Below are 15153 nucleotides of genomic sequence, written 5' to 3'. Positions count from 1 at the left end.
GAGGTGCCGAGTGGTGGGGCAAGAGCGTTTTGCTTACTTTTGCGCTTTTCAAAAGTGAGCCGCCGTCAGGGCGGAACCCTAAGTGGCCGTTACCTAAATAATGGATATGTACTCGATCTGATCCAACATCCTGGTCGGCTCAGAGGCCGCCATCGGGGGCAAGCCCCCTCCCACATTTGATTTGTGAACACAGTCAAAACTGTGGGAGGGGGCTTGCCCCCGATGAGGCCTGCCCTGACAACGACTACCGCTCGGTCAACCCAAACTGCGTCAGGCAGAACGTGGCAATCCCCATATCCTCCAACCGCTGCGACCCACCCAGCTCCGGCAAATCAATAATCGCCGCCGCTTCAAAGATCTGCGCACCCATGCGTCGCACCAGGTTCGCTGCCGCAATCAGGGTGCCACCGGTGGCGATCAAGTCATCGAACATCAGCACCGAGTCGCCTTCGCACAGGCTGTCGGCATGCACCTCAAGCAGCGCTTCGCCATATTCGGTCTGGTAAGCCTCGGCCAACACGTCAGCCGGCAATTTGCCTTGCTTGCGAAACAGGATCAGTGGCTTGTTGAGCTGGTAGGCGACGATCGAGCCGATCAGAAAGCCACGGGCATCCATTGCGCCGATATGGCTGAAGTCGGCTTCGACATAACGCTGGGCAAAGCTGTCGGCGACCAGGCGCAGGGCGCGGGGCGACTGGAACAACGGCGTGATGTCACGGAAGATCACCCCAGGCTTGGGGAAGTCGATGACGGGGCGAATCAGGGATTTGATGTCGAACGAATCGAAAGTCATCGTCGAAGGGTCCTGGGCGGAAAACGGACCCGAAGTATACCTGCGGCCTTGCCGGTTCGCTCGGCCGCAGAGCGCGGATTACCCTTCCAGGGAGCCACCGGCCAGTGCGCACAGTTGGATAGGGTCGAGGATATGCACTTCCTTGCCCTCGGCGGCAATCAATGCGTTCTGCTGGAAGCGGGTAAACACGCGGGACACGGTTTCCACCGCAAGGCCCAGGTAATTGCCGATTTCATTGCGCGACATGCTCAGGCGGAACTGGTTGGCCGAAAAACCACGGGCGCGAAAGCGCGCCGACAGGTTGACCAGGAAGGTCGCAATGCGCTCGTCGGCGGTTTTCTTCGACAACAGCAGCATCATCTGTTGATCGTCACGAATCTCGCGGCTCATGACGCGCATCAACTGACGGCGCAGCTGTGGCAGTTGCAGGGCCAGTTCATCAAGGCGCTCGAAAGGAATTTCGCACACCGATGTAGTCTCCAGCGCCTGCGCCGACACGGGATGCATTTCGGTGTCCATCCCCGACAAACCGACCAATTCGCTGGGCAAGTGGAAGCCGGTGATTTGCTCTTCGCCGCCGTCGCTGAGGCTGAATGTCTTTAACGCGCCCGAGCGTACTGCATAGACGGAATCGAACTTGTCGCCCTGGCGAAACAGAAACTCGCCTTTTTTCAGCGGGCGGCCACGTTTAACGATGTCGTCCAGCGCTTCCATGTCTTCCAGATTCAGCGAAAGTGGCAGGCAGAGGGGAGCCAGGCTGCAATCCTTGCAGTGAGCCTGGCTGTGAGCGCGCAGTTTGACTGGCTCGGACATTTCTTAAATCCTTGTGGGAAAACACACATAAGACGTAAGGGTAACGCACTGGGGGTAGATGAGGCCAGCGTGTACGAAAAGCCTCGGCGTTATAAAGGTCCGTGTGTCGTGGCCGATACAAAGTAACGATACCTTTTGAATTCGGAGCCAGACCCATGATTTCCATCGGTGCAAATACCCCGGCAAGCCTCAGCGCGCTGCCTTTACCGGAGCCGAAAGACCAGGTGGCAGAAGCGAAGTCGGCGGCGGCTGGCAAAGAGCTGAAGGACGCCACTTCTTCGCCCCTCAGTACCAAGACGGACGAAGGTGTGAAGGTGACCCTTTCCGGCGCAGCCTTGCAGGCGGTCAGAGACACGAAAAAATCCAACAGCGATATCGAGGAAAGCGGCCTGCCCAACGAGGTCCAGCAGGTCTTGAAGATGATCCGCGAGATCAAGAAACAGATTGCAGAAAAACAGGCCGAACTGACCGCTGTCATGGCCGATAACACGCTTTCTGCGGAGCAGGCCAGGGTCAAGGTCAATAACCTGCAGGGTGCGATTGCCGTGCTGAACGCGAGCCTCATCACGGCGCAGACTGCGTTGGGCAAGGCCATGAAGGGGCTCAGTGGCCCCGATGCGATGAAGGCCGCCTCCCTGGCGATGGCGTAGGCAGTCTCAGATCACCCGCGAGAAACGCTGGCGATTCTGGTGCTCAAGGTAGGCATCGAACACCATGCACACCGAACGCACCAGCAAGCGCCCGGCCGGCATCACACGAAGGCCCCGGGCGTCCAGTTCGATCAGGCCGTCTGCGGCCATTATTTGCAACTGCGGCCATATATCGTCGAAATAGCCGCGAAAATCGATGTTGAATGCCTGCTCGATGTCCTCGAACACCAGGCTGAAATTGCAGATTAGCTGCTGAATCACCGCCCGTCGCAGACGGTCGTCCGTGGTGCAGATCAACCCACGGCTGGTGGCCAGTTGCGCGCCCGCCAAGGCATTCTGGTAGCCGTTGAGATCACTGCTGTTCTGGCAGTACAGGTCGCCGATCTGGCTGATCGCCGACACGCCCAATCCAATCAGATCGCAGTGCCCGTGGGTGGTATAGCCCTGGAAGTTGCGCTGCAGGGTGCCTTCTTCCTGGGCGATGGCCAGTTCGTCGTCCGGCAGGGCAAAGTGGTCCATGCCGATATAGCGGTAGCCGGCCTGGGTCAATTGTTCGATGGTGGTTTGCAGCATCAACAGTTTTTCTGCCGGCGAAGGCAGATCATCGGTGTTGATCCGCCGCTGGGGCATGAAACGCTCGGGCAGGTGTGCGTAGTTGAACACCGACAGGCGGTCGGGTTGCAGGCGGATGACTTCTTCCACAGTGCGCGCAAAATTCAGCGGCGACTGCTTGGGCAGGCCGTAGATCAGGTCGATATTGATCGAGCGAAATTGCAGGGTGCGCGCCGCGTCGATCACCGCGCGGGTTTCCTCCAGGCTTTGCAGGCGATTGACCGCCCGTTGCACCTCGGGGTCGAGGTCCTGCAGGCCGATGCTGACGCGGTTGAAGCCCAGTTCGCGCAGCAGGCCCATGGTCGCCCAGTCGGCTTCGCGAGGGTCGATCTCGATGCCGTAGTCGCCCGAATCGTCCTCGAGCACATTGAAGTGCTGGCGCAGGTGTGCCATCACCTGGCGCAATTCGTCATGGCTGAGAAAGGTCGGCGTGCCGCCGCCCAAATGCAGTTGTTCCACCGGCTGTTTGGGGTCGAGGTGGCAGGCGACCTGCTGGATCTCCTGCATCAGGCGTTGCAAATAGGCATGGGCGCGACCACGGTCCTTGGTAATCACCTTGTTGCAGGCGCAGTAGTAACAAATATTGGCGCAGAACGGCACGTGCACATACAGCGACAACGGCCGGGTGGCTTTGCGACTGTCGCGTAGCGCATGGAGCAGGTCGAAAGTGCCGACCTGGCTGTCGAATTGTACGGCCGTGGGGTAGGACGTGTAGCGCGGCCCCGCCAGGTCGTAGCGATGAATCAGATCGGTGTCCCAACGAATGGCGTCGAGCATGCGGGCGGTCCCCCGGTTTGGCTGGTGGGCCGAGTCTAGGGGCTGGGTGGGGTGGGCATGTTGATTTGCATCAACGGGGAGCGGCGCTATGCCACAGGGCCGGTCAGTGCCCCATCAGCCAATGCTGGTGTGGCCCGGGCAGGGTCCAGAGCCCGAACAGCACCACCAGCAAACCACCGGCCATGCGCACGCTGCGCCTGCGCAACAGCGCGGTGACACGTTCGGCGGCCAGCCCGGTCGCCAGCAATACCGGCCAGGTGCCCAGGCCGAACGCGAGCATCAGCAGCGCGCTGTCCAGCGCATTGCCCTGGCTTGCGGCCCAAAGCAGGGTGCTGTAGACCAACCCGCACGGCAACCAGCCCCACAGCGCGCCCAGCAGTAAAGCGCGGGGCAGGCTGGACACCGGCAGCAGGCGGTTGGCCATCGGCTGGATATGTCGCCACAGGCCGCGCCCGAGGCTTTCGAGACGGGTCAGGCCGCTCCACCAGCCGGCCAGGTACAGGCCCATGCTGATCAGCAGCAGCCCGGCGAGCACCCGCATGAACATCGCCGCCGGGCTGTTGGCCACGGCCCACCCGGCCAGGCCGATCAGCAACCCCGCTGCGGCATAACTTAAGATGCGTCCCAGGTTGTACGCCAGCAGCAGGCGAAAACGGCGGCTGCGCTGGTCCCTGGGAATCGCCAGGGTCAGCGCGCCCATCAGCCCGCCGCACATGCCCAGGCAATGGCCACCGCCGAGCAGGCCGAGGGTCAGCGCAGAGGCCAGCAAAGGCGCCAGCTCAAGCATGGGGCGGTTCCTTGGGCGGCTGTTCGGCGCGGTTGGCTTCGTCGATGGCGGCCAGGTGATTGGGGTCCTGGTCGTCGAACAGCACACTGTGGGCCGGGCCGTCGAGGTCTTCGTACTGGCCGCTGTCCACGGCCCAGAAGAAGATGTAGATGGCCACGCCCACTAACAGCAGCGCCGCCGGAATCATCACGTATAGAGCTGGCATCTGCACTCCATGCCCGCGCGGCTCACGCCGGCAGCGGGCGATTGATCAAGGGGGCGCCAACGGCCGGCGCGCTTGGCAGGCGCGTCAGGCGCAGGGCATTGAGCACCACCGTCAACGAACTGAGGGACATGCCGATTGCCGCCCAGATCGGGGTGATCCACCCCAGGGCCGCGAACGGCAGCATCAGGCCATTGTACAGACCGGCCCACAGCAGGTTTTCGATGATGACTCGACGTGTGCGTCGCGCCAGGGAGAACGCCTGCACCAGCGCCTCCAGGCGGTTGGACAACAGCACCGCATCGGCGCTGGTCTTTGCCAGGTCGGTGGCCGAGCCCATTGCCACGCTGATATCCGCGGCGGCCAGTACGGGCACATCGTTGACGCCGTCGCCGAGCATCAGCACTGTGCGGCCCTCTTGATGCAGGCGTTGCAGCACCTGCAGCTTGTCGTCTGGACGCAGGCCGCCATGGGCTTCATCGATGCCCAGCTCGGCAGCGACGCTGGCGACCATCGGCGAGCTGTCTCCCGACAGCAGCAAGGTGCGCCAGCCGCGCGCCTTGCACGCCGCCAGCAGGGCGGGCGCGTCGCTGCGCAGGCGGTCGTCGAGCACGAACCAGGCGAGCGCGCCGCGTTGATCGCCCAGCAGCAGCCATTGCCCGGCTTCGTCCGGTGACGCCGGGATCGGGCCGGCGCTGAGTTCACAGACAAACCCGGGTTGGCCGATGCGCAACAGGCGTTCGCCCACACGTCCTTGCAGGCCGAGGCCGGGGCTGCTCGATACGTCATGGGCCGCCAGGGGCGCACGGCCAAAGGCGCGGGCAATCGGGTGTTCGGAGCGGTTTTCCAGTGCGGCGGCGAGGCTCAGGCACTGGTCGCTGTCCAGTTCGCCCAGGGGCCGGATGGCGCGTAACGCCAGGCGTCCTTCGGTGAGCGTACCGGTCTTGTCGAAAATCACCGTGTCGATCTGGTTCAGCCCCTCCAGCACATGGCCGCGGGTCAGCAGCAACCCAAGGCTGTGCAGGGTGCCGGTGGCGGCAGTGAGGGCAGTGGGTGTCGCCAGGGACAGCGCGCACGGGCAGGTGGCGACCAGCATGGCCAATACAATCCAGAACGCCCGTGACGCATCCAGCTGCCACCACACCAGGCCGATCACTGCAGCCGCAATCAGGGACGCCAGCAAAAACCACTGTGCGGCGCGGTCGGCGATCTGCGCCAGGCGCGGTTTCTCGGCCTGGGCGCGCTCCAGCAGGCGCACGATGGCGGACAGGCGCGTGTCGTGGCCGAGGGCGCGCACCTCGACGGTCAGCACGCCTTCCACGTTGAGGGTGCCGGCGGTGACCGCATCGCCGACATGCCTAGGCTGCGGCAGGTATTCGCCGGTGAGCAGGGATTCATCGACGCTGGACTGGCCTTCGACAATCACCCCGTCCGCCGGCAGCACCGCGCCAGGATGCACCAGCACCCGGTCACCCACGGCCAACTCGCCCAGCAGGATGCGTTCGCTCTGGCCGTCCGCGTCCAGGCGCAGGCACGAAGCCGGCAGCAGGTTGACCAACTGCGCGGTGGCGGCGGCGGTGCGCTCGCGGGCACGCCGTTCCAGGTAGCGTCCGGCCAGCAGGAACAGCGCGAACATGCCGACCGCGTCAAAGTACAGCTCACCCACGCCGGTGATCGCCGTCCAGATCCCCGCCAGATAAGCCCCGCCAATGGCCAGGGACACCGACACGTCCATGGTCAGGTGACGCGTGCGCAGATCGCGCAGCGCGCCTTTGAAAAACGGTGCGCAGCTGTAGAACACGATGGGAGTTGTAAGAAACATCGCAACCCAGCGCAGGATCACATGCAGTTCGGGGCTGAGGTCGATATTGAATTCCGGCCAGGTGGCCATGGTCGCCATCATGGCCTGGAACCACAACAACCCGGCAACACCCAGCTGGCGCAGGGCCAGGCGATTCTCGCCGGCCAGTTGTTCGGCGGCACGGTCCGCTTGATAGGGGTGGGCGGCATAACCGATATGGCGCAGTTCACTGAGCACCTGGCTCAACGGTAACTGCCCGTCAGCCCAGCGTACATGCAGGCGGTGGTTGGACAGGTTCAGCCGTGCCTCGGCCACGGCGGGCAGGCCGCGCAGGTGTTTCTCGATCAACCAGCCACAGGCCGCGCAACTGATGCCTTCCATGAGCAGGGTGATTTCAGCGAGTTCGCCTGTGTGGCGCACGAATGGCTTTTGCACGTCGGCGCGGTCGTACAGCGCCAATTCATCGAGCAACTGCACCGGCAAGGCCTCGGGGTTGGCCGAGGCTTCGCTGCGGTGCCGGTAGTAGCTTTCCAGCCCGCCCGCCACAATCGCCTCGGCCACCGCCTGGCACCCCGGGCAGCAAAGCTCGCGACGCTCGCCGAGGATGTCGGTGGTGAACCGGCTGCCGGCGGGGACGGGCAGGGCGCAGTGGTAGCAGGGGGTGGTCATGGTCGGGATCTTTGGTGGCTGGAAGGGCCTCATCGCGGGCAAGCCCACTCCCACAGGGGTACGCGTTCCAATGTGGGAGTGGGCTTGCCCGCGATGCGCGAAGCGCGATCTTTTACTTTTTCAGGTCTTCGGCACCCTGCAACGGTTCGTCTCCGAGCAGCAAGTCCTTGTCGTGGCTGACCTCTTCTTCTTCGAACAGACGCCAGGTCTTGTCGCCTTCCACGCCGAGCAATTCCACGAAGCGCCGGCCTTCGACCTTCTCGGTGACCTGGCCGATATAGCGGCCGGGCTCGCTGTCGCTGCGGGTCAGGTTGATCTTGCGATCCTTCTCTGGCTGGGTCGGGGAGATCAGGTTCAGTTCCAGCGTGTTCGGGTTGCTGTAGCCGGTAAGGCGCAGTTCGACTTCACCGGTCAGTTCGTCCAGGTGCAGCTTGCCGCGCAACTGGAGGGTCTGGGCCAGGCGTTCGCGGTCCAGGGAGCGGTTGATGCCTTTGCCGGCCTCGTAATAATTGTCGTTGACCAGGTTGTCCGGGTTATTCACCGCGATGGTCACCATGGACAGGGTCAGGGTCACCGAGCAGGCAAGGATGCCGATGATGATCCAGGGCCAGAGGTGCTTGTACCAAGGGCTTGCGGCAGTGGCTGCGGGCATTCTTGTATTCCCTGTCTAACGAACTTGTGGGCCGATGAATCGGCTCTTGGCTTCAATGTGAACGCGGGTGTCGTCGGCATCCTCGAGGATGAACGTCACTTCGTTGGTGCTCGACGGCAATTGCTCGGGGGCGCTCGACAATTCCACCGGCATGCTGACGATGTCGCCGGCGGCCACCTTGATCTCGCGTCGGCCTTGCAGCTTGAGGTCGGGCAGGCCGGCGGCGTCGAGCACGTAGGTGTGGTCGCGCTGGTCCTTGTTCATGATCTTCAGGCTGTAGACGTTCTCGATGCGGCCTTCGGCGTTTTCGCGGTACAGCACCCGGTCCTTGCTCACGTCGAAGCCCACCAGCGAACGCATGAAGAAGGCGGCCACCAGCAGGCTGATCATCGCCAGCAACACCAGGGCGTAACCGAGCAGGCGCGGACGCAATTTATGGGTTTTCTGCCCGGACAGATTGTGCTCGGTGGTGTAGCTGATCAGGCCGCGCGGGTAGTCCATCTTGTCCATGATGGTGTCGCACGCGTCGATACAGGCGGCGCAGCCGATGCACTCGATCTGCAGGCCGTCGCGGATGTCGATACCGGTGGGGCACACTTGCACGCACATCGTGCAGTCGATGCAATCGCCCAGGCCCTGGGCCTTGTAGTCGACCCCCTTCTTGCGCGGACCGCGCACTTCGCCACGGCGTGGGTCGTAGGACACGATCAGCGTGTCCTTGTCGAACATCACGCTCTGGAAACGCGCATACGGGCACATGTAGATGCACACCTGTTCGCGCAGCCAGCCGGCGTTGCCGTAGGTGGCGAGGGTGAAAAAACCGACCCAGAAATACGACCAGCCGTCGGCCTGGCCGGTGAAGAAGTCCAATACCAGTTCGCGGATCGGCGAGAAGTAGCCGACGAAGGTCATACCGGTGACAAAGCCGATCAGCAGCCACAGCGTGTGCTTGCTGAACTTGCGCAGGAATTTGCCGGCGCCCATGGGCGCCTTGTCGAGCTTGATACGCTGGTTGCGGTCGCCTTCGGTGACCTTTTCGCACCACATGAAGATCCACGTCCACACGCTTTGCGGGCAGGTATAACCGCACCACACGCGTCCGGCGTACACCGTGATAAAGAACAGGCCGAACGCCGCGACGATAAGAATGCCCGACAGCAGGATAAAATCCTGGGGCCAGAACGTCGCGCCAAAAATGAAGAACTTACGCTCCGGCAGGTTCCACCACACCGCCTGGTGACCGCCCCAGTTCAGCCACACGGTGCCGAAGTAGAGCAGGAACAGTGCGGCGCCGCCGAGCATGCGCAGATTGCGGAACAAGCCGGTGAAGGCACGGGTATAAATCTTCTCTCGCGAAGCGTAGAGGTCGACGCTTTTGGCAGGCGGGGTAACGTCGTGTACCGGTATCTGGTCGCTCATCATTGCATCCCACGGCGGTGGAGATTTGCCTCGGCCAGTACGTGCCAACCGCGGTCAAATTGGGGGTGTTGCAGTGGCCCAATGATACGCCCCCGATGGTGCGCAAAGGGTGCGACCTTTGGTCGCGTTGGGGCAAATCAATTGATGGTGTAAGTGACCTGGATCAATTGACTTGTTGAGTATGGACGGTTTTTGCTGTTGTGTTGGGCGGGCAGCCCCTGAAACCGTTCACTCAAGAGACCCGGTCTTCATAACAAAACAGGTCGAATGTGTCGCGGGCAAGCCCGGCTCCCACATTTGATCTTTGGTATTTTCAGAATTGGGGCCGCTTAAGTGAGTCACTGATCGAACTGCTGCCTGGCGATAATGGTTGCACGCTCAGGGGTGAATTCGATGTTGTCATCAGGCATTTGCAGCATGTCGGCAATATTTGCAGCAACCGCTTCGTTTACTTCTTCCTGATTACTTTGTTGGAGTATGACGTTGCCTTCGTTCATGCATCAGTCTCGATTGAAAAAGTCGCCTTCAAACTTAACGCCTGTCGCTTGTCGTAGCAATAAACAACAAAGCCCCGTCAGTTTTCGCTGCGCGGGGCCTTGTTGTGTTCGAGGACTTACTGCTCTTCAGCCTTCTTGTCCCCATGGGACAAGCTGTACACATACGCCGCCAGCAAGTGCACCTTGTCATTGCCCTGCAGTTGCTCCTGCGCGGGCATCTGACCCTGGCGACCATAGCGGATGGTCTGCTGCAACTGGGCGAAGCTTGAGCCGTAGATGAACGCACCCGGGTGTGTCAGGTCCGGCGCGCCCATGGCGGGGGTGCCTTTACCGGCCGGGCCGTGGCAGGCCACGCAGTTGCCGGCGAAGAGTTTCTCGCCGTTGGCCACGTCGGCCTTGGCGCCTTCCGGCAGTTTGCGGCCGTCGAGGTTGGTCACCACGAAGGCCGCTACGTCCGCCACGCCTTGTTCGCCGATCACTTCAGCCCAGCCTGGCATCACTGCGTGGCGGCCTTGCATGATGGTTTGCTTGATGGTTGCCGGGTCGCCGCCCCAGCGCCAGTCGGCGTCGGTGAGGTTGGGGAAACCGTAGGCGCCCTTGGCGTCGGAACCGTGGCACACCGAGCAGTTGGAGGCGAACAGCCGACCGCCCATCTTCAGGGCTTGCGGGTCCCTGGCGACTTCTTCAATCGGCATCGAGGCGAATTTGGCGAAAATCGGCCCGAACCTGGCCTCGGACCTGGCCATTTCCTTTTCCCATTCGTGCACGCCGGTCCAGCCGGTCTGGCCGTTGGCAAACGGGGTTTGCTTGTCGTTGTCGAGGTAGTTGTAGCCCGGCAGCAGGCCTTTCCAGTTGCCCAGGCCGGGGTAGAGCGCAAGGTAACCGAGGGCGAAGATGATGGTGCCGACAAACAGCATGAACCACCATTTGGGCAGCGGGTTGTCGTATTCCTCGATACCGTCGAACGAGTGGCCGACGGTCTCGTCCGTCTGCTCGGCGCGCTGGCCCTTGCGGGTCGACAGCAGCAGCCAGGTCAGGGCGAAGATGGTACCCAGACTGAGGACTGTGACGTACAGGCTCCAGAACGTAGTCATTCTTTGTTACTCCTAGACGCTTGCTCGACGTGCTTGATGGCTTCGGGATCATCTGCAAAGGGCAGCATGGTCGCGTCGTCGAATTCCGATTTGCGCCGGGGGCTGAACACCCACAGCGCCAGACCGATAAAGGCCACCATCACCACAACGGTGCCCAGGCCACGAATCATGCCGATATCCATGCCGGTCACCGTTTACTTTTGATGAGGGTGCCAAGGCCTTGCAGGTAGGCCACCAATGCGTCCATTTCAGTCTTGCCCTTTACGGCTGCGGCCGCACCGGCGATGTCTTCGTCGGTGTAGGGCACGCCCAGGGTGCGCAAGACTTCCATCTTCTTCGCGGTGTCCTTGCCGTCGAGCTTGTTTTCCACCAGGAACGGGTACGCCGGCATTTTCGACTCGGGCACCACGTTGCGCGGGTTGTACAGGTGCGCACGCTGCCAGTCATCGGAGTAACGCCCGCCGACACGGGCCAGGTCCGGGCCGGTACGCTTGGAGCCCCACAGGAACGGGTGGTCCCACACGCTTTCACCGGCCACCGAGTAGTGGCCGTAGCGTTCGGTTTCGGCGCGGAACGGGCGGATCATCTGCGAGTGGCAGCCCACGCAGCCGTTGGCGATGTAGACGTCGCGGCCTTCCAGTTCGAGGGCGGTGCGCGGCTTCATGCCTTCGACCGGCTTGTTGGTCACGTCCTGGAAAAACAGCGGGACGATCTGGGTCAGGCCACCGATGCTCACGGCGATGACCATGAAGAAGGCCAGCAGGCCGATATTCTTCTCGACGACTTCATGCTTCATCAGTGGGCTCCCACAACGGCGATCTTGGCGGCGGCTTCAGCTTGCGCCGGGTCGGAGGCGCGCACGGTGCGCCAGACGTTGTAGGCCATGAACAGCATGCCGGCGGCAAAGAACGCACCGCCCAGGGCGCGGACGATATAGCCCGGGTGGCTGGCTTGCAGCGCTTCGACGAAGGAATACGTGAGGGTGCCGTCATCATTGATCGCACGCCACATCAGGCCCTGGGTGATGCCGTTGACCCACATCGAGGCGATGTAGAGCACGGTGCCGATGGTGGCCAGCCAGAAGTGCGTGTTGATCAGCCCGACGCTGTGCATCTGTGCGCGGCCGAACAGCTTGGGGATCATGTGATACAGCGCGCCGATGGAAATCATCGCCACCCAGCCGAGTGCCCCGGCGTGTACGTGGCCGATGGTCCAGTCGGTGTAGTGGGACAGCGAGTTGACGGTCTTGATCGCCATCATCGGCCCTTCGAAGGTCGACATGCCGTAGAACGCCAGGGACACCACCAGAAAGCGCAGGATCGGGTCGGTGCGCAGCTTATGCCAGGCGCCCGAGAGGGTCATCATGCCGTTGATCATGCCGCCCCAGCTTGGCGCCAGCAGGATGATCGACATCGCCATGCCCAGGGACTGTGCCCAGTCCGGCAACGCGGTGTAGTGCAGGTGGTGCGGACCTGCCCAGATATACAGGGTGATCAGCGCCCAGAAATGCACGATGGACAGGCGATAGGAATAGATGGGGCGTTCGGCCTGTTTCGGCACGAAGTAATACATCATTCCGAGGAACCCGGTGGTCAGGAAAAAGCCGACGGCGTTATGCCCGTACCACCACTGGATCATCGCATCCGTCGCGCCGGAGTAGGCCGAGTAGGACTTGAACAGGCTCACCGGCAAGGACGCGTGGTTGACGATATGCAGCATCGCCGTGACCAGGATGAACGCCCCGTAGAACCAGTTGCCGACATAGATGTGCTTGGTCTTGCGCTTGACGATGGTGCCGAAGAACACCACGGCATAGGTCACCCACACGATGGCGAGCAAAATGGCGATCGGCCATTCCAGCTCGGCGTATTCCTTGGTGGTGGTGTAGCCCAGGGGCAGGCTGATGATGGCGCCGACGATGACCGCCTGCCAGCCCCAGAAGGTGAAGGCGGCGAGGCCATCGGAGATCAAGCGCGTCTGGCAGGTGCGCTGCACCACGTAATAGGAGGTGGCAAATAATGCACAGCCACCGAAGGCGAAGATCACCAGGTTGGTGTGCAGCGGTCGCAGGCGGCCGAAGGTCGTCCAGGGCAGGTCGAAATTCAATTGCGGCCAGACCAGTTGCGAGGCGATGAACACCCCGAGCCCCATGCCAAGAATTCCCCAGACCACCGTCATGATGGCGAACTGGCGAACCACCTTATAGTTATAAGCAGTCGGACTGATTGCTGTGCTCATTCTAAGGTTCCACGGTTTAAGTATTTTTATAGGTAAAATCGGCCGCAAGTATGTAGAAAGCGAGGGGCCATTGCAACGCAATGACTGACCTGTATCAAGGCGTTCCACGCCAGATTCTGCGCACTTTCCCTGTTTTGTGTAAGGACAAAGTCAGAAATCTAAACCTGATCGAGTGGACAGGAATTTTCGAGGGCGCAACGGCTACCGTCGCGTACGCCAGGATTGGCCCACTGCAGGAACAAGCGTAGACCCGAAAGCGAGGAGGGGACAGTTGGGTTTTGAAGGGGTGTGACACTGGGTCGCGAATGTCGCCACACGGTAGGAGCGAGCTTGCTCGCGAAAAACGTCAACGGTCACGCGTCAGTCTGGTCTATCGCGTTGTGTTGACGTTCTTCGCGAGCAAGCTCGCTCCTACAAGTGCTAATGGGTCAGGCTGTACACGTAAGCGGCAAGCAAATGCACCTTGTCATTGCCCTGCAGCAGGTCCTGCGCCGGCATCTGGCCCTGACGGCCGTGGCGGATGGTCTGCTGCAATTGCGCCAGGCTTGTGCCGTAGATAAAGCCGCCTGGCTCGGTCAGGTTCGGCGCGCCCATGGCTTCCACGCCGTGGCCTTGGGGGCCGTGGCAGGCGACGCACGTGGTGCTGAATGCGGCTTGGCCGGCGGCCAAATCGGCGTTGTTGTCCGCCGGCAAGGGCAACTTGGCCAGGTCGTGACGTACATACGCGGCGACATTTTTCACCCCATCCTCGCCCAGCACTTCGCCCCAGGCCGGCATCGCCGCATGGCGACCGTTCATGATGGTGGCCTTGATCGCTTCGGCCGAACCGCCCCAGCGCCAGTTGTTGTCCGCAAGATTCGGGAAGCCATACGCGCCCTTGGCATCCGAGCCGTGGCACACCGCGCAGTTGGACGCGAACAGGCGACCGCCCATCTTCAAGGCTTGCGGGTCTTTGGCCACTTCTTCCACGGGCATGGCCGCGAATTTGGCGAAGATCGGCCCGAACTTGGTGTCGGCCCTGGCCATCTCCTTGTCCCACTCCTTGGCCGACGTCCAGCCGTCTTCATAGCCCGGCAGTACGCCTTTCCAGTTGCCTAGGCCCGGGTAGAGGATCAGGTAGCCGACGGCGAACACCAGGGTGCCGACGAACAGCATGAACCACCATTGAGGCAGTGGGTTGTCGTATTCCTCGATTCCATCGAAGGCGTGGCCCATGGTCTGGTCGACGCTGCCGCGGGTTTCGCCCTTGCGGGTGCCGATCAGCAGCCAGGTCAGGCCGATCAGGCTGCCCAGGGTCAGTACGCAGATCCATGTACTCCAAAACAGGGTCATGGCTGGTTGCTCCTTGTTGCAGGCTCTTCTTGAGCATTGTGTGGAGAAGGCTCATCGGCGAACGGCAGCAGGCGCGCCTGCTCGAACTCCGCGTTGCGCCGGTTGTTGAACACCCACAGCGACAGGCCGATAAAGGCGATGGCCACCACCAGCGTGCCGAGGCCGCGAATGGTGCCCGCATCGAATTCAAATCCCATGGCTCACCTCTTGCTCTTGATGGCAGTGCCGAGCACTTGCAGGTAGGAAACCAGCGCGTCCATCTCGGTCTTGCCCTTGAGGCTGGCGACCGCGCCATTGATGTCGTCATCGGTGTAGGGCACGCCGAGGGTGCGCATCACGTTCAACTTGGTCTCGGTGTGGCTGCTGTCGACGGCGGCGGTGACCAGCCACGGATAAGCCGGCATTTTCGACTCCGGCACCACGTTGCGCGGGTTGTACAGGTGCGCGCGGTGCCAGTCGTCCGAGTAGCGTGCGCCGACGCGGGCCAGGTCCGGGCCGGTGCGCTTGGAACCCCACAGGAAGGGGTGATCCCACACGCTTTCGCCGGCCACCGAATAGTGACCGTAGCGCTCGGTCTCGGCGCGGAACGGGCGGATCATCTGCGAGTGACACTGCACACAACCTTCGCGGATGTAGATGTCGCGGCCTTCCAGTTGCAACGCGGTGTAGGGCTTCATGCCTTCGACCGGCTTGTTGGTCACGTCCTGGAAGAACAGCGGGACGATCTGGGTCAGGCCACCGATGCTCACGGCGAGCACCATCAGCAGCATCAACAGGCCGACGTTCTTTTCAATCGTTTCGTGTTTCATCACAGACT

At 62.0% G+C, this 15153-nt stretch carries 17 protein-coding genes; 1 reads left to right on the top strand and 16 read right to left on the bottom strand.

Features of this window, described 5'->3' with window-relative positions; genetic code table 11:
• Positions 1-244: 244 nt before the first annotated feature.
• Entirely contained in the window at positions 245-793 is a 549-nt protein-coding gene (locus tag BFQ00_RS24270; RefSeq protein WP_065934967.1) for an adenine phosphoribosyltransferase, read from the bottom strand.
• Between the two features lie 78 nt (positions 794-871).
• A complete protein-coding gene (gene fnr / locus BFQ00_RS24265) occupies positions 872-1606 on the bottom strand; it encodes a fumarate/nitrate reduction transcriptional regulator Fnr (protein ID WP_065887883.1) in 735 nt (244 codons plus the stop codon).
• A gap of 155 nt (positions 1607-1761) precedes the next feature.
• Here fnr and BFQ00_RS24260 point away from each other — a divergent pair, with 155 nt between their 5' ends.
• Positions 1762-2256: a hypothetical protein gene (locus tag BFQ00_RS24260; protein ID WP_170827590.1), complete on the top strand. Its 495-nt coding sequence runs from the start codon at positions 1762-1764 to the stop codon at positions 2254-2256.
• A gap of 6 nt (positions 2257-2262) precedes the next feature.
• On the opposite strand, the gene hemN is transcribed toward BFQ00_RS24260, so the two are convergent.
• The 14 genes from hemN to ccoO (BFQ00_RS24195) all read right to left on the bottom strand — a co-directional run bounded on the left by hemN (position 2263) and on the right by ccoO (BFQ00_RS24195) (position 15145).
• Positions 2263-3645, bottom strand: coding sequence for an oxygen-independent coproporphyrinogen III oxidase (gene hemN / locus BFQ00_RS24255; protein ID WP_065934966.1), 1383 nt, complete (start codon positions 3643-3645; stop codon positions 2263-2265).
• 103 nt (positions 3646-3748) lie between these two features.
• Positions 3749-4432, bottom strand: coding sequence for a sulfite exporter TauE/SafE family protein (locus tag BFQ00_RS24250; protein WP_065934965.1), 684 nt, complete (start codon positions 4430-4432; stop codon positions 3749-3751).
• Positions 4425-4637 (bottom strand): cbb3-type cytochrome oxidase assembly protein CcoS, encoded by a 213-nt coding sequence (ccoS, locus tag BFQ00_RS24245; protein ID WP_057721235.1) that lies wholly within the window; start codon positions 4635-4637, stop codon positions 4425-4427. Before ccoS ends, BFQ00_RS24250 begins: the two co-directional genes overlap by 8 nt.
• Before the next feature lie 22 nt (positions 4638-4659).
• Positions 4660-7104, bottom strand: coding sequence for a heavy metal translocating P-type ATPase (locus BFQ00_RS24240; protein ID WP_065934964.1), 2445 nt, complete (start codon positions 7102-7104; stop codon positions 4660-4662).
• 112 nt (positions 7105-7216) lie between these two features.
• The gene (locus tag BFQ00_RS24235) at positions 7217-7756 is read right to left on the bottom strand and encodes a FixH family protein (protein ID WP_065887887.1); all 540 of its coding nucleotides are present in this window, start codon (positions 7754-7756) and stop codon (positions 7217-7219) included.
• Positions 7757-7771: 15 nt separating this feature from the next.
• A complete protein-coding gene (ccoG, locus tag BFQ00_RS24230; RefSeq protein WP_065934963.1) occupies positions 7772-9175 on the bottom strand; it encodes a cytochrome c oxidase accessory protein CcoG in 1404 nt (467 codons plus the stop codon).
• Between the two features lie 338 nt (positions 9176-9513).
• The gene (locus BFQ00_RS29715) at positions 9514-9672 is read right to left on the bottom strand and encodes a hypothetical protein (protein WP_165386147.1); all 159 of its coding nucleotides are present in this window, start codon (positions 9670-9672) and stop codon (positions 9514-9516) included.
• 116 nt (positions 9673-9788) lie between these two features.
• On the bottom strand, positions 9789-10766 hold the full coding sequence (gene ccoP, locus BFQ00_RS24225) for a cytochrome-c oxidase, cbb3-type subunit III (protein WP_065934962.1): 978 nt from the start codon (positions 10764-10766) through the stop codon (positions 9789-9791).
• Positions 10763-10948, bottom strand: coding sequence for a CcoQ/FixQ family Cbb3-type cytochrome c oxidase assembly chaperone (locus BFQ00_RS24220; RefSeq protein WP_003193169.1), 186 nt, complete (start codon positions 10946-10948; stop codon positions 10763-10765). The genes ccoP (BFQ00_RS24225) and BFQ00_RS24220 overlap by 4 nt, the downstream gene beginning before the upstream one ends.
• Before the next feature lie 5 nt (positions 10949-10953).
• Positions 10954-11562: a cytochrome-c oxidase, cbb3-type subunit II gene (gene ccoO, locus BFQ00_RS24215; RefSeq protein ID WP_025854274.1), complete on the bottom strand. Its 609-nt coding sequence runs from the start codon at positions 11560-11562 to the stop codon at positions 10954-10956.
• Positions 11562-13004 carry a cytochrome-c oxidase, cbb3-type subunit I gene (gene ccoN / locus BFQ00_RS24210; RefSeq protein WP_065887893.1) on the bottom strand — a complete coding sequence of 481 codons (1443 nt, stop codon included), beginning with the start codon at positions 13002-13004 and terminating at the stop codon, positions 11562-11564. Before ccoN ends, ccoO (BFQ00_RS24215) begins: the two co-directional genes overlap by 1 nt.
• A gap of 420 nt (positions 13005-13424) precedes the next feature.
• Positions 13425-14336 (bottom strand): cytochrome-c oxidase, cbb3-type subunit III, encoded by a 912-nt coding sequence (gene ccoP, locus BFQ00_RS24205; protein WP_065934961.1) that lies wholly within the window; start codon positions 14334-14336, stop codon positions 13425-13427.
• Complete coding sequence (locus tag BFQ00_RS24200) at positions 14333-14533, bottom strand: cbb3-type cytochrome oxidase subunit 3 (protein ID WP_065894413.1); 201 nt, start codon at positions 14531-14533, stop codon at positions 14333-14335. Before BFQ00_RS24200 ends, ccoP (BFQ00_RS24205) begins: the two co-directional genes overlap by 4 nt.
• 3 nt (positions 14534-14536) lie before the next feature.
• Entirely contained in the window at positions 14537-15145 is a 609-nt protein-coding gene (ccoO, locus tag BFQ00_RS24195) for a cytochrome-c oxidase, cbb3-type subunit II (RefSeq protein WP_010208565.1), read from the bottom strand.
• Positions 15146-15153: the final 8 nt, after the last annotated feature.

Source organism: Pseudomonas sp. 28 E 9 (assembly GCF_900004785.1).
Taxonomy (GTDB): Bacteria; Pseudomonadota; Gammaproteobacteria; order Pseudomonadales; family Pseudomonadaceae; genus Aquipseudomonas; species Aquipseudomonas orientalis_A.
Note: the sequence above shows the minus strand (reverse complement) of the source record. Positions and strands in the feature narration are given on the sequence as shown.